Source organism: Williamsia muralis NBRC 105860, assembly GCF_001598915.1.
Taxonomy (GTDB): Bacteria; Actinomycetota; Actinomycetes; order Mycobacteriales; family Mycobacteriaceae; genus Williamsia; species Williamsia muralis.
Map to the genome: position 1 here is coordinate 1 of NZ_BDAP01000001.1, position 16,419 is coordinate 16,419.

General features: G+C 65.4%; 11 protein-coding genes. 7 read left to right on the forward strand and 4 right to left on the reverse strand.

The features are described from left to right. From WIMU1_RS00005 to WIMU1_RS26025, 7 genes are all read left to right on the forward strand, one after another. Positions 1-367: PaaI family thioesterase (locus WIMU1_RS00005; RefSeq protein WP_169805127.1), on the forward strand; the 367-nt coding region annotated here is incomplete at its 5' end. Between the two features lie 25 nt (positions 368-392). Next, the gene (locus WIMU1_RS00010; RefSeq protein ID WP_062794633.1) at positions 393-1,502 is read left to right on the forward strand and encodes a sensor histidine kinase; all 1,110 of its coding nucleotides are present in this window, start codon (positions 393-395) and stop codon (positions 1,500-1,502) included. Further along, a complete protein-coding gene (locus tag WIMU1_RS00015) occupies positions 1,499-2,110 on the forward strand; it encodes a response regulator transcription factor (protein WP_062794634.1) in 612 nt (203 codons plus the stop codon). The genes WIMU1_RS00010 and WIMU1_RS00015 overlap by 4 nt, the downstream gene beginning before the upstream one ends. A 308-nt stretch (positions 2,111-2,418) precedes the next feature. Next, entirely contained in the window at positions 2,419-7,005 is a 4,587-nt protein-coding gene (gene gltB, locus WIMU1_RS00020; protein ID WP_062794635.1) for a glutamate synthase large subunit, read from the forward strand. Further along, positions 6,998-8,464: a glutamate synthase subunit beta gene (locus WIMU1_RS00025; protein ID WP_023955144.1), complete on the forward strand. Its 1,467-nt coding sequence runs from the start codon at positions 6,998-7,000 to the stop codon at positions 8,462-8,464. The genes gltB and WIMU1_RS00025 overlap by 8 nt, the downstream gene beginning before the upstream one ends. A 159-nt stretch (positions 8,465-8,623) precedes the next feature. Further along, a complete protein-coding gene (locus WIMU1_RS00030) occupies positions 8,624-9,517 on the forward strand; it encodes a cutinase family protein (protein ID WP_062794636.1) in 894 nt (297 codons plus the stop codon). Between the two features lie 715 nt (positions 9,518-10,232). Then, positions 10,233-10,400, forward strand: a complete 168-nt coding sequence (locus WIMU1_RS26025) for a hypothetical protein (RefSeq protein WP_157366776.1) — start codon at positions 10,233-10,235, stop codon at positions 10,398-10,400. A 16-nt stretch (positions 10,401-10,416) separates the two neighbouring features. Here WIMU1_RS26025 and WIMU1_RS00035 read toward each other — a convergent pair whose 3' ends face one another. Genes WIMU1_RS00035 through lysX form a run of 4 tightly spaced genes read right to left on the reverse strand, consistent with a single transcriptional unit; the run spans position 10,417 to position 16,331 of the window. Next, a complete protein-coding gene (locus WIMU1_RS00035; RefSeq protein ID WP_062794637.1) occupies positions 10,417-11,295 on the reverse strand; it encodes an alpha/beta fold hydrolase in 879 nt (292 codons plus the stop codon). A 50-nt stretch (positions 11,296-11,345) separates the two neighbouring features. Further along, the gene (locus tag WIMU1_RS00040; protein WP_062794638.1) at positions 11,346-12,179 is read right to left on the reverse strand and encodes a class II glutamine amidotransferase; all 834 of its coding nucleotides are present in this window, start codon (positions 12,177-12,179) and stop codon (positions 11,346-11,348) included. 44 nt (positions 12,180-12,223) lie between these two features. Then, positions 12,224-12,982: a hypothetical protein gene (locus tag WIMU1_RS00045; RefSeq protein ID WP_211339041.1), complete on the reverse strand. Its 759-nt coding sequence runs from the start codon at positions 12,980-12,982 to the stop codon at positions 12,224-12,226. A gap of 19 nt (positions 12,983-13,001) precedes the next feature. After that, entirely contained in the window at positions 13,002-16,331 is a 3,330-nt protein-coding gene (lysX, locus tag WIMU1_RS00050) for a bifunctional lysylphosphatidylglycerol synthetase/lysine--tRNA ligase LysX (RefSeq protein ID WP_235189402.1), read from the reverse strand. Positions 16,332-16,419: the final 88 nt, after the last annotated feature.

Here is a 16,419-nt window from a genome sequence, read left to right on the forward strand (position 1 = left end):
AAATGCCCTGGCGCCGCCCCTGAAGATCCACCACGACCGGGAGGGCGAGGCCTGGTCTGAGTTCCACCTCGGCGCCGCATATGAGGGTCCGCCGGGAATGGTGCATGGTGGCGTGTGCGCCTTGGTTCTCGACCACATACTGGGAGAGACCTCGAGCCACGGCAAGCGGACGAAGTTCACGGGCACCATCGAGGTGAAGTACCTGCGGGCGACCCCGCTGGGTCCGGTGCGTGCCGACGCCTGGATCGATCGGATCGAGGGAATCAAGACCTACGTCGTGGGCACGCTGTCCGACCAGGACGGTGTCACCGCCGAGGCGCGTGGGGTGTTCATCGTCCCCAAGTGGGCTCGCGAGCCCGGTGAGTAGACACATCGAGTAGAACGGGAGCGCGTTGTCCGCCATCTCCAGCCGGCTCACCGCATGGCGTGATCTTCGCTGGGCCTTCGCCGCTGTGTGGTTGCTCTTCCTCGCCTATCCCGTTCTGACCGTGAGCAAGTCGGACACCATGAGCACGGCGGAGCGGGTCTACACCCTGGTCCTGCTCGGCGGGTTCGCAGTCGGGTATCTCCTCACATGCGTCTACGTGCTGTTCGGGACGTCCCGGCATTCGGACCGGCGACGGGCAGCGCCGGTGGCGTTCGTCGCGCTCGCCGTGGTGGCCGCGGCGACAACGGTCACGCTCGACCAAGAGGTGTTCGCGCTGGCCCCTTATCTGATGGCCGTCGCCGCACTGTCATTCGCACTACCGGTGTCGGTGGCCATCTTCGTGCTCCTCACCGGTTCGGCGGTGGTGATGCCGGAGATCGTCGACGGCTGGGAGCTCGACACGGGCGTCGTGGTGATGCTGTTGGTCGTCGGTCCGACCGTGCTCGCGGTGAGGATCTTGCGCGCCCGCAAAGAGCTGCGTGAGGAGTCCGAAGCGGCGAAACGCAGCCTCGACGAGCAATTGGCCATCGTCGCCGAGCGAGAGCGCGTCGCCCGAGACGTCCACGACATCCTCGGGCATTCGCTGACGGTCATGACGGTCAAGTCCGAGCTCGCGGGCCGGTTGATGGACGTCGATCCGACGGCGGCGAGAGCCGAACTCGCCGACCTGCACCGCATTTCGCGCGAAGCCCTCGCCGAGGTCCGCACCACCGTGGGGGGCTTGCGATCGCCGGATCTGGCGACCGAACTGCTGGCCGCCGACACGGCCCTCACCGCCTCCCGGATCGCTGCCGATCTACCTGCTGACGCCACTGTCGCCGCACCGCAGAACCGGGTGTTGTTCGCATGGGTACTGCGTGAGGCGGTCACCAACGTCGTACGTCATTCCGGAGCGACGACCTGCCGGGTGCGCTTGCAGCCCAACGCGATCGACATCGTCGACGACGGTGTCGGGCTCGACGGCTCGGTGTCGGGCAACGGGCTCCGCGGCCTTCGAGAACGGGTCCAGGCCGCGGGCGGCACCCTCACCCTCGGCGGCGACCACGGCACCGAACTGCGAGTGTTGGTCCCATGACCGAGATCCGGCTGCTGCTCGCGGACGATCAGGCGCTCGTGAGGGGTGCCCTGGCGGCCCTGCTCGACCTCGAATCCGACCTGCGGGTGGTCGCTCAGGTGGGGCGTGGTGACGAGGTCGTGGAACATGCACGCGACGCCGAGGTCGATGTCTGCCTGCTCGACATCGAGATGCCCGGGGCCGACGGCATCGAGGCGGCCGAAGCGCTGCACCGTGAACTCCCGCACGTGCGCAGTCTGATCGTCACCACGTTCGGCCGACCCGGATATCTGCGCCGGGCGATCGAGGCGGGAGCGTCGGGATTTGTCGTGAAGGACACCCCGGCGGCCGAACTCGCCGATGCGGTGCGGAGGGTTCACGCCGGCCTCCGCGTGATCGACCCCACCCTGGCCACCGAGAGCCTCACCACCGGACAGAATCCGCTCACCGAGCGTGAGCAGGACATACTCCGCAGTGCACTGGGCGGGGCGACGGTCGCGGTCATCGCCTCCCAGGTACATCTGTCCCCGGGCACGGTCCGCAACTACCTGTCGAGTGCGATCGGCAAGACAGGAGCGGGTACGCGGGCCGAAGCCGCTCAGATCGCCCAGCGACACGGATGGTTGTAACGCCTGTTCAGAGAGGGTTTGACGGTCATCTCGAAGTCGTGGCACACTCGCGATTTCAATACGGCGCGGGTGGCGTGAGAAAATGATCTGATGCCTGAAGCAGGAGTGATCCTCCATGCGGTGGGCAAACACGATCCGCGGTCAGCAATGGCGCTGGCCTCGGTGCACGGAAATGCTGCTCAGCAGCGCTGTATGCGCAGGTGAGAGCGGTGCGGTGGTCCTGACAAGGGCTGCCACAACCCGTGCGCCGTAACCTACAGCTGAAACGGTGCGCTCGCACGGCGAACGCGATGTTAAGGGCGAAAAGTATGAAGCACGCTCCCGGCCCGATAGGGCTCTATGACCCGCAGAACGAGCACGACTCCTGCGGCGTTGCCTTTGTTGTCGACATGCATGGACGACGCAGTCGCGACATCGTCGACAAGGCCATCGCGGCCCTGGTGAACCTCGAACACCGAGGTGCAGCAGGTGCCGAGCCGAACACCGGTGACGGTGCCGGAATCATGATCCAGGTACCGGACAAGTTCTTCCGTGCCGTGGTCGATTTCGAGTTGCCACCGGAAGGCTCCTACGCCACCGGTATCGCGTTTCTCCCGCAGGGTTCCGGCGACGCCAAAACGGCTGTCGACGGTGTCGAGAAGATCGTGGAGGCCGAAGGTCTCACGGTTCTCGGCTGGCGTGACGTGCCCACCGACGAGAGCTCGCTCGGTGCGCTGGCCCGTGACGCGATGCCGACGTTCCGGCAGATCTTCATCGCCGGCGACAGCAGCGGCGAGGACCTCGAACGGCGTTCCTACGTGGTGCGCAAACGGGTCGAGACCGAGCTGGGCAACAAGGGCGCGGGCCAGGATGGTCCCGGACGCGAAACCGTGTACTTCCCCAGCCTTTCCGGCCGCACCTTCGTCTACAAGGGCATGCTCACCACCCCGCAGCTGCGCGGCTTCTACGTCGACCTGCAGGACGACCGGGTCGAGAGCGCGCTCGGACTGGTGCACTCCCGCTTCTCCACCAACACGTTCCCGAGTTGGCCGCTGGCCCACCCGTTCCGACGCGTCGCGCACAACGGCGAGATCAACACCGCCACCGGCAACGAGAACTGGATGCGGGCGCGCGAGGCGCTCATCGACACCAGCGTGTTCGGCGAGGGCACCGCGGAGAAGATCTTCCCGGTTGTCACCCAAGGCGCCTCGGACACCGCGCGTTTCGACGAGGTGCTCGAGCTCCTGCACCTCGGTGGCCGCAGCCTTCCGCACGCGGTCCTGATGATGATCCCCGAGGCGTGGGAACGCCACGAGTCGATGAAACCCGAACACCGGGCGTTCTACGAGTACCACTCCACGTTGATGGAGGCCTGGGACGGACCGGCGTCGGTGTGCTTCACCGACGGCACCGTGATCGGCGCAGTGCTCGACCGTAACGGCCTGCGCCCCAGCCGTATCTGGGTCACCAAGGACGGACTCGTCGTGATGGCGTCGGAGGTGGGCGTTCTCGACATCGACCATTCCGACGTGGTGCAGAAGTTGCGTCTGCAGCCGGGCCGGATGTTCTTGGTGGACACCGCAGCCGGCCGCATCGTCGACGACGCGGAGATCAAGGACGAGCTCGCCGCCGAACACCCGTACCAGCAGTGGCTGGACGAGGGCATGCTGCACCTCGACAAGCTGCCCGGACGGCCGCACACCCACATGCCACACGACCGGGTCCGGCTGCGCCAGCAGGTTTTCGGGTACACCACCGAAGAAGTGGATCTGCTCGTCTCACCGATGGCCACCACCGGTGCCGAGCCCATCGGCTCGATGGGAACCGACACCCCGCTCGCTGTGCTCTCGCAGCGCCCGCGCATGCTGTTCGACTACTTCCAGCAGATGTTCGCGCAGGTCACCAACCCGCCGCTGGACGCCATCCGTGAAGAGGTGGTCACCAGCATCGGCGTGAGCATCGGCCGTGAGGCCGACCTGCTGAACCCCGGGCCCGAGTCGTGCCGCCAGATCGTGCTGCCCCAGCCGATCCTGGACAACGACGACCTCGCCAAGCTCGTGCACCTCGGTGACAACGAGCAGTACGCCGACTACCGCAGTGTGCAGATCCGCGGTCTCTACCCGGTCGCCGAGGGCGGCGACGGCCTGCGCAAGGCGCTCGACAACGTCCGTACCCAGGTGTCCGAGGCAATCGCGGACGGCGTCCGACTGGTTGTCCTGTCCGACCGCGAATCGGACGAGACCCTGGCACCCATCCCGTCGCTGCTGCTGGTCTCCGCGGTGCACCACCACCTGGTGCGGGAGAAGACCCGCACCCAGGTCGGCCTGCTGGTGGAGGCCGGTGACGCCCGAGAGGTGCACCACATGGCCGCGCTCGTGGGCTTCGGTGCCGCGGCGATCAACCCCTACATGGCTTTCGAGACCATCGAGGACATGTCGGTGCGTGGCGCCCTGGGCGACCTCGACTACGAGACCGCGCGCAAGAACTACATCAAGGCCGCCGGCAAGGGTGTTCTCAAGGTGATGTCGAAGATGGGCATCTCGACTCTGGCGTCCTACACCGGTGCACAGCTCTTCCAGGTCATCGGCATCAATCAGGACACCGTCGACGAGTACTTCACCGGGTTGCGGTCGCACCTCGGTGGTATCGGCCTCGACGACATCGCTGCCGACGTCACCGCACGCCATCAACTGGCGTTCAATCACCGGCCCGAGGAGCGCGCACACCGCGAGCTCGAGGTCGGTGGCGAATACCAGTGGCGTCGCGAGGGCGAGTACCACCTGTTCAACCCCGACACGGTGTTCAAGCTGCAGCATTCCACCCGCACCGGGCAGTACTCGGTGTTCAAGGAATACACCAAGCTGATCGACGACCAGTCGAAGAAGATGGCGTCGCTGCGCGGGTTGTTCGAGTTCAACTTCGACGACCGCGACCCGATCCCCATCGAAAAGGTCGAGCCTGCCAGCGAGATCGTCAAGCGGTTCTCGACCGGCGCGATGAGCTTCGGCTCCATCTCGGCCGAGGCCCACGAGACCCTCGCGATCGCGATGAACCGACTGGGTGGGCGCTCGAACTCCGGTGAGGGCGGCGAGAATCCGAGCCGTTTCGAACCCGACGAGAACGGCGACTGGCGTCGAAGTGCCATCAAGCAGGTGGCCTCGGGCCGTTTCGGCGTGACCGCGCACTACCTCACCAACTGCACCGACATCCAGATCAAGATGGCGCAGGGCGCGAAGCCCGGTGAAGGTGGACAGCTCCCGCCGCACAAGGTGTACCCGTGGGTCGCCGAGGTGCGCGGCTCCACACCTGGCGTCGGCCTCATCTCGCCGCCACCCCACCACGACATCTATTCGATCGAGGATCTCGCCCAGCTGATCCACGACCTGAAGAACGCGAATCCGTCGGCAAGGATTCACGTGAAACTTGTGTCGGAAGTGGGTGTCGGCACCGTCGCGGCGGGCGTCTCGAAGGCGCACGCAGACGTGGTGCTGATCTCGGGTCACGACGGTGGCACCGGCGCGACACCGCTCACCTCGGTCAAGCACGCCGGTGGTCCCTGGGAACTCGGCCTGGCCGAGACCCAGCAGACGTTGCTGCTCAACGGCCTTCGCGACCGCATCGTGGTCCAGGTCGACGGCCAGCTCAAGACCGGCCGCGATGTGGTCGTGGCCGCGCTGCTCGGTGGCGAGGAGTTCGGATTCGCGACTGCGCCGCTGGTGGTCTCGGGTTGCATCATGATGCGCGTCTGCCATCTCGACACCTGTCCGGTGGGCGTCGCGACCCAGAACCCCGTGCTGCGTGAGCGTTTCACCGGCAAGCCCGAGTTCGTCGAGAACTTCTTCATGTACATCGCCGAAGAAGTGCGCGAACTGCTGGCCCGCCTCGGCTTCCGCACGCTGCAGGAAGCCGTCGGCCAGGTGCAGATGCTCGACACCACGAAGGCGCTGCAGCACTGGAAGTCGGCCAAGGCAGGAAAGCTCGACCTGTCGGCGATCCTCACCCAGACCGATTCGCCGTTCATGAATCAGGACCTGTATTGCTCTGGCAGCCAGGACCATTCGCTGGACAAGGCGCTCGATCAACAGCTGATCACGCAGGCTCGGGCGGCGATCGATTCGGGTGAGCGCGTGTCGTTCACTTCGGAGATCGCCAACGTGAACCGCACCGTGGGCACCATGCTCGGGCACGAGATCACCAAGGCGTACGGTGCCAACGGCTTGCCCGACGGCACGGTCATCATCGATTTCCACGGCTCCGCCGGAAACAGCTTCGGTGCGTTTGTGCCCAAGGGTGTGACGCTGCGACTCAAGGGCGACGCCAACGACTTCGTGGGCAAGGGCCTCTCGGGTGGCCGGATCGTGATCGCTCCGGCGGACAACGCACCGGAAGGCTTTGTCGCCGAAGAGAACATCATCGCCGGCAACGTCATCGGTTTCGGTGCCACCTCCGGTGAGATCCTGCTCCGGGGTGTGGTCGGCGAGCGTTTCTGCGTCCGCAACTCGGGCGTCACCGCTGTCGTCGAAGGCGTGGGCGACCACGGCTGCGAGTACATGACAGGCGGACGTGTGATCGTGCTCGGACCGACCGGCCGCAACTTCGCCGCCGGTATGTCCGGTGGCATCGCGTACGTCTACGACCCCGACGGCGTACTGGAGAGCAATCTCAACACCGAACTGGTGCAACCGGAGCCGCTCGAGGACGAAGACCTCGAGTTCCTGGAAGGCATCGTGAACAAGCACCGCAACGAAACCGGTTCGCCGGTGGCCGCTCGTATCCTCGAAGACTGGGAGAGCAACGTCGGCCGATTCGTGAAGGTGATGCCGCGCGATTACAAGCGAGTCCTGCTCGCTATCGCCTCAGCCGAGAAGGACGGGCGCAACGTGGACGAAGCAGTGATGGAGGCCGCACGTGGCTGACCAGAAGGGCTTTCTCAAGCACCCCGAACGTGAATTGCCGCAACGGCGGCCGGTCCCGCTGCGACTCATGGACTGGAAAGAGGTCTACGAGGACTTCGATCGCGACAAGCTTCGCGTCCAGGCCAGCCGATGCATGGACTGCGGGATCCCGTTCTGTCACAACGGTTGTCCTCTCGGAAACCTGATTCCCGAGTGGAACGACCTCGTGTACAAGGACCGTTGGGCAGACGGCATCGACCGTCTGCACGCCACCAACAACTTCCCGGAGTTCACCGGTCGGTTGTGCCCGGCCCCCTGTGAGGCGTCGTGCGTGCTGGGCATCAACCAGCCTGCCGTCACCATCAAGCAGGTCGAGGTCGAGCTCATCGACAACGCCTTCGATGAAGGCTGGGTCACGCCGGTGCTGCCGACCGAGAAGACCGGCAAGTCGGTTGCGATCGTCGGGTCAGGCCCTGCGGGTCTCGCTGCGGCGCAGCAGCTCACGCGCGCCGGCCACGACGTCACCGTCTTCGAGCGGGCCGATCGGATCGGTGGTCTGCTCCGCTACGGCATCCCCGAGTTCAAGATGGAGAAGCACCACATCGACCGCCGTCTGGACCAGATGGTCGCCGAGGGCACCCAGTTCCGTGCGGGTGTCAACGTCGGTGTTGACGTGACCGTCGAACAACTCAAGGCCGACTTCGACGCGGTGGTGCTGTGCAACGGCTCCACCAAGGGTCGCGACCTTCCGATCCCGGGCCGTGAACTCGATGGCATCCATCAGGCGATGGAGTTCCTCCCGTGGGCCAACCGGGTTCAAGAGGGCGACGACGTCGTCGACGGTGACGGCATGCCGCCGATCAACGCCAAGGGCAAGAAGGTGATCATCATCGGTGGTGGTGACACCGGCGCGGACTGCCTCGGTACATCGCTGCGTCAGGGCGCCGAGATCGTCCACCAGTTCGAGATCATGCCGCGCCCGCCGGACGAGCGCGCCGACTCCACTCCGTGGCCCACGTACCCCCTGATGTACCGGGTGTCCTCGGCCCATGAAGAGGGCGGTGAACGCGTATTCTCGGTGAACACTGAGCAGTTCATCGGTGAAGACGGCAAGGTCACCGGTTTGCGTGCGCACGAAGTCGTGATGAACGCCGGCCGTTTCGAGAAGGTCGAAGGCAGTGACTTCGAGCTCGAGGCCGACCTCGTTCTGCTGGCCATGGGCTTCGTCGGACCCGAGCGCGAGGACTTCCTCGACAAGCTCGGCGTGGAGTACAACGAACGCGGAAACGTCAAGCGCGACGACAACTTTCAGTCGACGGTCCCCGGTGTGTTCGTGGCCGGCGATGCCGGTCGTGGCCAGTCGTTGATCGTGTGGGCGATCGCCGAAGGACGGTCTGCGGCTGCCGCTGCGGACAAGTTCCTCACCGGCGCCACCCTGCTCCCCGCACCCATCGTTCCCACCCTGGCACCGCAGCGCTGAAGGTGCGGGATCGCTCCCGACCTGTCAAGATGAATCGGAACACGCCTGTGTTCTGATTGGTATCGAGCTGTGATAAGCAGTTTTGCTCGGGAGGAAAAGTTCATGCGGGTGGGCACTGTTCTTGGTTGGCGGCGACAGCGTGGACGCCGCACACGCGCGATGACGAGTGTGTTGGCAGCAGCTGTGGTGGCGGCCGGGGCATTGAGTGCAGTGTCGGCACCCACCGCATCGGCTGATCCCGCGGGCTGTCCAGAGCTCTACGTGTTGGCCATTCCCGGAACCTGGGAGAAGTCGGCCGACGCCCAGATCCGCGGAATGCTCGCCTACCCCACGACAGGCCTCGGCGGCGAGACCCAGACCCAGCTGGTCGGGTACAACGCCACCGCCTTCCCCTGGGAGAACGGCGGTGCCGTCTACGGCGAGTCGAAGGCGCAGGCCGTGGCCAACGCCGAGGGCCTGGCCATCACGATGACCAAACGGTGCCCGGGTACGAAGGTCGCCCTGATCGGCTACAGCCAGGGTGCTGACGCAGCCGGCGACCTCGCCGCCGACATCGGGACCGGCAGGGGAGCCATCGCGCCCGCCAAGTTCGCCGGCGCAGTGCTGATCTCCGATCCGCGGCGCTCGAAGCAGGATGCGCTCATCGGACCGACGCTGTCGGGCGAGGGCAACGGAGGGCCACGTCAGGGCGGGTTCGGATGGGTGAAGAACCGCACCTTCACCATTTGCGACCCGGGCGACCAGTACTGCAACATCCCCCGGGACTACTACGTCTCCCGCGTGGTCGGGTATCTGGCCGAGACCAGTAACCCGAACCCCGACATGTTCGCCCAGTACCAGGCCGAGGCCGCTGCGATCTTCAGTGAACTGGTGACCCGCGGCGGACCCGGTGCCGTACTGAACGAACTCAGCAACGAGAAGGCCCGCTCGCAGATCATGGCGTTCAACCGCTTCATCGAATCGGGCTCGCACACCAACTACGGCAACTTCCAGGTGCAGCCGGGCGTCACCGCACTGCAGTGGGCCCAGAACTACCTGGCCGGTCTGGCCTGACGTACTTCCTCCGGTTCCGACCAGTTCCTCCGGTTGCAACCGGAGGGTCTGACTGGAGTCGGCGGGTTTGGGCGGGGGTGGTGTACTTCCTCCGGTTTCGGCTACTTCCTCCGGTTGCAACCGGAGGGTCTGACTGGAGTCGGAGGGTTTGGCGGGGGTGGTGTACTTCCTCCGGTTCCGACCACTTCCTCCCGTTGCAGTCGGAGGGTCTGACTGGAGTCGGAGGGTTTGGTGGGGGCGGTGTACTTCCTCCGGTTTCGACTACTTCCTCCGGTTGCAGTCGGAGGGTTTGACTGGAGTCGGAGGGTTTGGTGGGGGCGACCTACTTCCTCCGGTTTCGGCCACTTCCTCCGGTTGCAACCGGGGCGTTTGCCTGGGGGTTCCGCGTTTCCTCCGGTTCCGACCACTTCCTCCGGTTGCAACCGGAGGGTCTGACTGGAGTCGGAGGGTCTGGTGACACCTGCCCGCCCGCCGTGTTACCCCTGGGGAAGATGTGACTCGCCCGCGTGGCAACCCGAATCCGGACATCTCCGGGCGTAGCGTGACGTTCACCACATTGTGGCAGCAACACCCCTGGTGAGGCCTGTGCAGAGGTAACGACGCGGCGGGCCGTCACGACACACAACGCGAAGGTACGGATGTTCAAGGGTTTCGACTCTGGACGATCGCGGTACCCAGAAAGTTATCCGCTGCACTAAACAGGACGTGATCAGTCGTGAAACTGGCGAAGTCGCACAACAGCCGCCGCACCCCACTACTCGGACGACACCCGCACATTTTCGGTTCGGATGGGCTGATCGCGCATCGACGACTCGCTCGAATGCTGCCCGAAGAGGGCGAGCGACTGGTGACAGTCGCCGACCTGCGGAACTTCAACCTCTGATCGATCCGGCTGGGGACTACCTGTCGGCGATCGCGCGGGCGGCAAAATCCTCGATCAGCCCGGCGGCGACATCGGGCTGCTGGACGATGAAGAAGTGGCGCGCGGGAATCACTGGCGCGTAGTCGGCGCCGAGGAATCGGGCGTACCGGGCCTGCTTCCAGTTCCAGAACAGTCGGACCGGTGTGCGCCGCCCGGGCAGCGCGGAGACAACCAGAGTCGGCGCCGTGAGAGGCATCGTCCGTCGCATGGCCACCAGTTCTGAGTTGAGCACCCCGAACGCGACCTGCTCGACGAGAAGTGCTCGTGGATAACGACTTCCGCCCAGCACCTCCCCGATCCAGTGGCGCTGCTCTGCCGTGTACCCACCGGGTGGCCCGGGCGACGTCGCGATCGCATGGCCGCGGATGCCGGCCGACCGGGGAAGCCGCAGAGCCTTGATGAGGTGTGCGGTGAGGTGCGCCAACCGGTTGCTGAGGCCTGGCGGCACCATCTGCAGGGGCAGCATCACGTACGACCCGTCGAGCATGACGACTGCGGCCACCCGCTCCGGCCGGCCGCGAGCGAATCCCTCCGCATAAAGCGACGCCAGCGAATGCCCTGCGACCACAACGGGTTCGGTGACCCCGACCGCGTCCAGCAGTTCGTCGATCCGCCGGTTCTCGTCGTCGATCGACGGGATCTGGCCGGGAGGGAGTGGATCGGACAAGCCGTAGCCGGGCCGATCGTATCGGATCACCGTCCACCGGTCGCGGAGCAGTTCGGCGAGGTGATCGAAGTCGAACCAGTTGCCGCCGAGTGCGGCCAGGAGAAGCAGTGGTGGACCCTGGCCCTCGACGACCACATGGGTGCGTAGGCCGCAGATGGTGAAGAACGCACCGGGCGGCTGCAGCTGCATCGAGCCATTCTATGCCGGGCTCACCACTCGGCACGGCCGGCGGAAACTGGTCAGGTGGGTGGTTGCGGTCGAAACGGTCGTTGTTCGTCCGGGCCCTTCTGCACGATGAGAGCGCTGGACGGCGGCACCTCGTGCCACAGCCCGGGAAGCGTGACCAGCGGTTCGGACACCACCACGCGGGCTTCCTCCGAGAAGTGCGCAAGACGTTCGTTCTCCGGATACAGCTCGCGAACCGACTCGACGTCGCCGCTGACATACAACGTGTTGACCACCGGGCCGCTCGCGTAGCGCACGGCGTAGAGCCGCTCACCGTCGGTGAGCCCGATCGTCATCTGGACAGGCTCGGATATGCCCTGCGATGCCGCCAGCGCTTCGATGTGACCGGCCATCCGCTCCAGACCGCCGAGTGGATCGTCCTCCAGCCCGAAGGTCAGCGCGAGGTAGAACATCACCTCCGAATCCGTTGATCCACCGATGCTCTCGAACAGGTCCGGTCGCACGGCGAGGATGAGGTCGCGTCGGAGACGTTGGAAGTCGGCGATGAAACCGTTGTGTACGAACATCCACCGGCCATACCGAAATGGGTGGCAATTCGTTTGTTGCACTGGGGTACCGGTGGCCGCCCGCACATGTGCGACGAACAACGACGATCGCACCGTCGCCGACAGCTCGCGAAGGTTTTCGTCACCCCAGGCGGGGGCGGCGCTACGGAACAGCGTGGGCCGGCCCGCCTCGCTGTACCAGCCCAGTCCGTGACCGTCGGCGTTTGCGGTGGGAACATCGGGCGCAGCAAGGCGACTCTGCTGGATCAGGGAGTGCTCGGGGTCGTAGAGAAGTTCTTTGGGATTGATCGGATTCCCGTAGTAGCCGAGCCAGCGACACATGGGTCATCTCGTTCTCTGAGCGCCGGAGGAGATGGGTGCAGCGGTCAGGGCGTTCGCTGTTCGCGACCGCCGACGAGATCACGCATCCGGTCACGACGACCGACGTACAACTCGAACCGGCGCTCGGCGCGCTCGAGCTTGCGTTCAGAGTAGAACCTGCGCGCCCAGTACGAGGTCGGATGAGCCAGCCGCAACGCGCCGATCAACCCGAGTAGTGGCACCGGCAGCCCGATCAGTCCTGTCGCGAGCTTGCCCTTGAGCAGACAGATCACCGAGTAGGCGACGTGCACGAGCACGATCGCCGCTGTGATGGCCACGCTGGTGCTGGACGGATTGCCCTCGTCGATCCCGCCGAGGGGAGTGGTGCCGACCAGCATCGCCACACCGAACACCGTCGCGATCATCACCGCGTCGATCGACTTGCGCCCCTCTTCGGACCAGTACACGTCTTCCAGATGCAGCCACAGCGCGAACTCGTCGAGCGCGAGGGCGGCGCCGATCCCGAACGCGGCGGCCAGCACCTCGCGCCACGGCGGGTCGGGCTGGAACCGGAACTCGAGCAGCCCGGCGGTGAGGATCAGCAAGATGCCCCACACCTGGTGGTGGATGTGTACTCCACCGATGTAGATGTCGTTCACCGGTCCGCCTGACGAGGCCTCGGCATCGTCCGGCGTGTTCTCACTCCGAGCCCGGATGGATCGGGTGATCCAACGCGTGATGCCGTAGGTCACGATGAAACCGACCAGGGCGAACACGGCCGCAGACCGGCCTGTCTCGACCACGTGGGTCATGTACCAGTTCAAGCGTCAACCTTCAGAGCGGTCACTTCGGCTTCGCGAGTGGGAACGCGAGCGTCTCCCGGATCGACTGTCCGGTGAGCAACATGACGATGCGGTCCACTCCGATGCCGAGTCCGCCGGTGGGGAACATGCCGTGTTCGAGGGCCTGCAGGAAGTCCTCGTCGAGTTCCATCGCCTCGGGGTCGCCGCCCGCGGCGAGCAACGACTGTTCGGTGAGCCTCCGGCGCTGCTCCACCGGGTCGGTCAATTCGGTGTAGGCCGTACCCAATTCGACACCCCACGCAACCAGGTCCCAGCGTTCGGTGACACCGGGGATGGTGCGGTGCTGGCGCGTCAGCGGTGACACCGACGTCGGGAAGTCCTTGTAGAACGTCGGGAACGTGGTCTGGTCTTCCACCAGGTGCTCGTACATCTCCAACGCGACCTGACCGGCATCCCAGTCGTTGCGGTAGGGGATCTCGTGCTTGTCGCACAGTTCCTTGAGGTACTCCACCTCCGAGTACGGGGTGACCTCTTCGCCGATCGCCTCCGACACCGCGCCGTGCAGTGTCTTCACCGGCCACTCACCGGAGATGTCGACCTTCTCGATCTCCCCGTCCTTGCCCTCGATGTAGACCACCTGCTCGCCGTGCGCGGCGACCGCGGCGTTCTGGATCATCTCGCGGGTGAGGTGCAGCATGCGGTCGTAATCGCTGTGCGCCTCATACGCTTCCAGGCTGGTGAACTCCGGGTTGTGCTTGAAGTCCACACCTTCGTTGCGGAAGTTGCGGCCCATCTCGAACACGCGTTCCATGCCGCCGACGCACAGCCGTTTGAGGTACAGCTCGGGAGCGATCCGCAGATACAGATCGAGGTCGTAGGCATTGATGTGTGTGCGGAACGGCGCCGCGTTCGCGCCGCCGTGGATCTGCTGCAGGATCGGCGTCTCCACCTCGAGGTAGTCGCGGCCGGAGAGGTAGTCGCGCATCGACTTCACGATGGCGCTGTGCACTCTCATGAGTTCGCGGGCTCGGGGATTGATGGTCAGGTCCACGTACCGCTGACGCACTCGCGCCTCGGGGTCGGTGAGCCCACTCCACTTGTCCGGCAACGGATGCAGACACTTACCGAGCATCCGCCAGTCCTTGGCCAGCAGCGACAATTCGCCCTTGCGGCTGCGCCCCACCACTCCGCTGACCTCGATGAGGTCGCCGAGGTCGACGGTGCTTGCCAGGTCGAGGGTTTCCGGCTTCAGTGCGCTCGCATCCACGAGTACCTGCACGTCCCCGCTCCAGTCGCGCACATCGCAGAACACGACCTTGCCGAAGTCACGCATGCGGATGACGCGGCCTGCCACCCGGGCGGTGGTCCCTTCGGGCGCGCTGACGGCCTGCGCGATGGTGTGGGTGGGCGGATAGGCGGGCGGATAGGGGTCGACGCCGGCCGCGGTCAGCTGTTCCAGTTTGGCCAGACGGACGCGGACCTGCTCGGGACGCCGCGGTCCGCGATGCTCGGCCTTCTCCTCGCTGGCGATCTCCGCGGCGATCGCGTCGATGTCGACACCGGGCGGCACCGAAGAGGCATCGCCGGTGAAGTCGTTGCCCTGCCCGAACTTCGGCAGCTTCACAAATCCTTCGTTGACCACCGCGGCCAGGCCCACTCGCGGGATCGTGCGGCCGTCCTCGAAACACAGGAACCGGGGAACCCACTCGGGGTGGTACTTGGCGTTCGACTTGTACAGAGATTCCATCTGCACGAACTTCGACGCGAAGGTGAGAGCGCCGTACATCGCCCGCATGATCGGGCCCGCGCCGATCTGGCCGCCTTCTTCGAACACCACACGGAAGGCTGCGAAGTTCATCGAGATGTCGAGGATGCCGAACGCTTCGGCGTTCTCGGCGAACTCGGTCACCATCGTCTCGACCAGCCCGTTGATCGAGTCCCGGTCGCGGCGCATCACATCGAGCGATGCGCCGGTCTGGCCCCAGGGGACAAACGAGAGCATGCCGACGACCTTCTCGTTTGCGGTGCCCGCGTCGCGCACTGCCTCCACGAGGATGGACCGGCCGTCCGCAGGGTCACCCAGACGCCCCAGCGCCATCGAGAAGCCACGTTCTTCGTCGGTGTCGCGCCATTCGTCGGCGCGCGCGATCACCGCGGCCATCTGTTCGGGGGACAGATCCTCGTGGCGGGCGATACGCACAGTGATTCCGGCGCGCTTGGTGCGGGCCACCGACTGACGGACGGCCTTCATCTCCGGTCCGTTGAGGTTGTACCCGCGGGTGTGGACGATCGCCTCGTCGCCGATGTTGAGTGTGGTGAATCCGGCAGCGTCCCACGCCTCGGCGCCGGTGGCACTCACACCGATCGCGCCCGGATGCCAGCCGTACCGGTCGCAGATCTTGAGGAACTCCGCGATCGCGTCGGGCCAGTAGCGCTTGTCGCCCACGGGGTCTCCGCCGGCCATCGCCGTGCCTACCTCCACCCGATAGGTGATCGCAGCCATGCCGTTCGGAGCGAAGACAACCGCCTTGTCGTGGCGGGTGGAGAAATACGCCAATGAGTCGTCGCCGCTGAAGCCATCGATGAGCAGCCGCAGCAACCTCTCGTCGGTCGCGGTCATCGAGTTGTTCGACCGCTGCGAACGGAACAGGATCAACGCCGCGGCGATGAGCGCCAGAGCGCCGAGCAGACCCAGGAACGTCTCGACGGGTGCATAGGAATGGTGCTCGTCGAAGTCGGTCGAGAGGTCGACGGACCCGAACGTCACCACATGGTTGATCGCGTAGGGCAGTCGCTGGGAGGCGGTGAGGGTGTGGGGGAAGATCTCGACGAGCGCCCAGCCGATCAGCGAACCGATGACCAGGCCGGCGACCAGCACGCCGGCAGCGCGCCAGAGAGCGCCACGGCGCACACGGGTATAGAACTGCCGATAACTCGCGATCAAATACATCAGGGCAAACACGTGCAGGACGACGCCGATGCAGATATTGATCCGCACCACGGTGTTCACGCCGTTTTCCGACGACAACGGCTCGAATAGGTAGAGCGCATTTCCGATGGCATAGACGGCGACGTACGCCACCGTGATCCACCACGCGATCCGCTTGCGGGATGCGAGTGCAAAGGCGAGCAGTGCCAGAACGAACGCCCAGGCGAAGCTGGTGTCGGGTGCGGAGATCAGATAGTTGTCGACGTAGTCGCGAGGCACCTCGGTGAGGCGCCGAAACTGCAGGGAGATGCTGCTGAGCAGCGAGATGGCGGCGAGGACGCCCGCAACCCAACTGACGTACCGGGGCGCGTTCTTGAACCATCCCGCAGGTGGGACCAGGCGAGCCGGCCGACGGGGCGCAGGAGTTGCCTGGCTGCTCACATCGATTGAGTCGACCGTGGTTTCGGGTGAATCGACGCTCACAGGTGTTGCCTTTCCGCAGCTGGTCCGCAGTAACGTTATCTCTCAG

Bases quoted from the DNA above. Each gene is read 5' to 3' on its own strand.
- WIMU1_RS00015 (WP_062794634.1), top strand. From the start codon at position 1,499: ATGACCGAGATCCGGCTGCTGCTCGCGGACGATCAGGCGCTCGTGAGG.
- gltB (WP_062794635.1), top strand. From the start codon at position 2,419: ATGAAGCACGCTCCCGGCCCGATAGGGCTCTATGACCCGCAGAACGAG.
- WIMU1_RS00030 (WP_062794636.1), top strand. From the start codon at position 8,624: ATGACGAGTGTGTTGGCAGCAGCTGTGGTGGCGGCCGGGGCATTGAGT.
- WIMU1_RS00035 (WP_062794637.1), bottom strand. From the start codon at position 11,295: ATGCAGCTGCAGCCGCCCGGTGCGTTCTTCACCATCTGCGGCCTACGC.
- WIMU1_RS00040 (WP_062794638.1), bottom strand. From the start codon at position 12,179: ATGTGTCGCTGGCTCGGCTACTACGGGAATCCGATCAATCCCAAAGAA.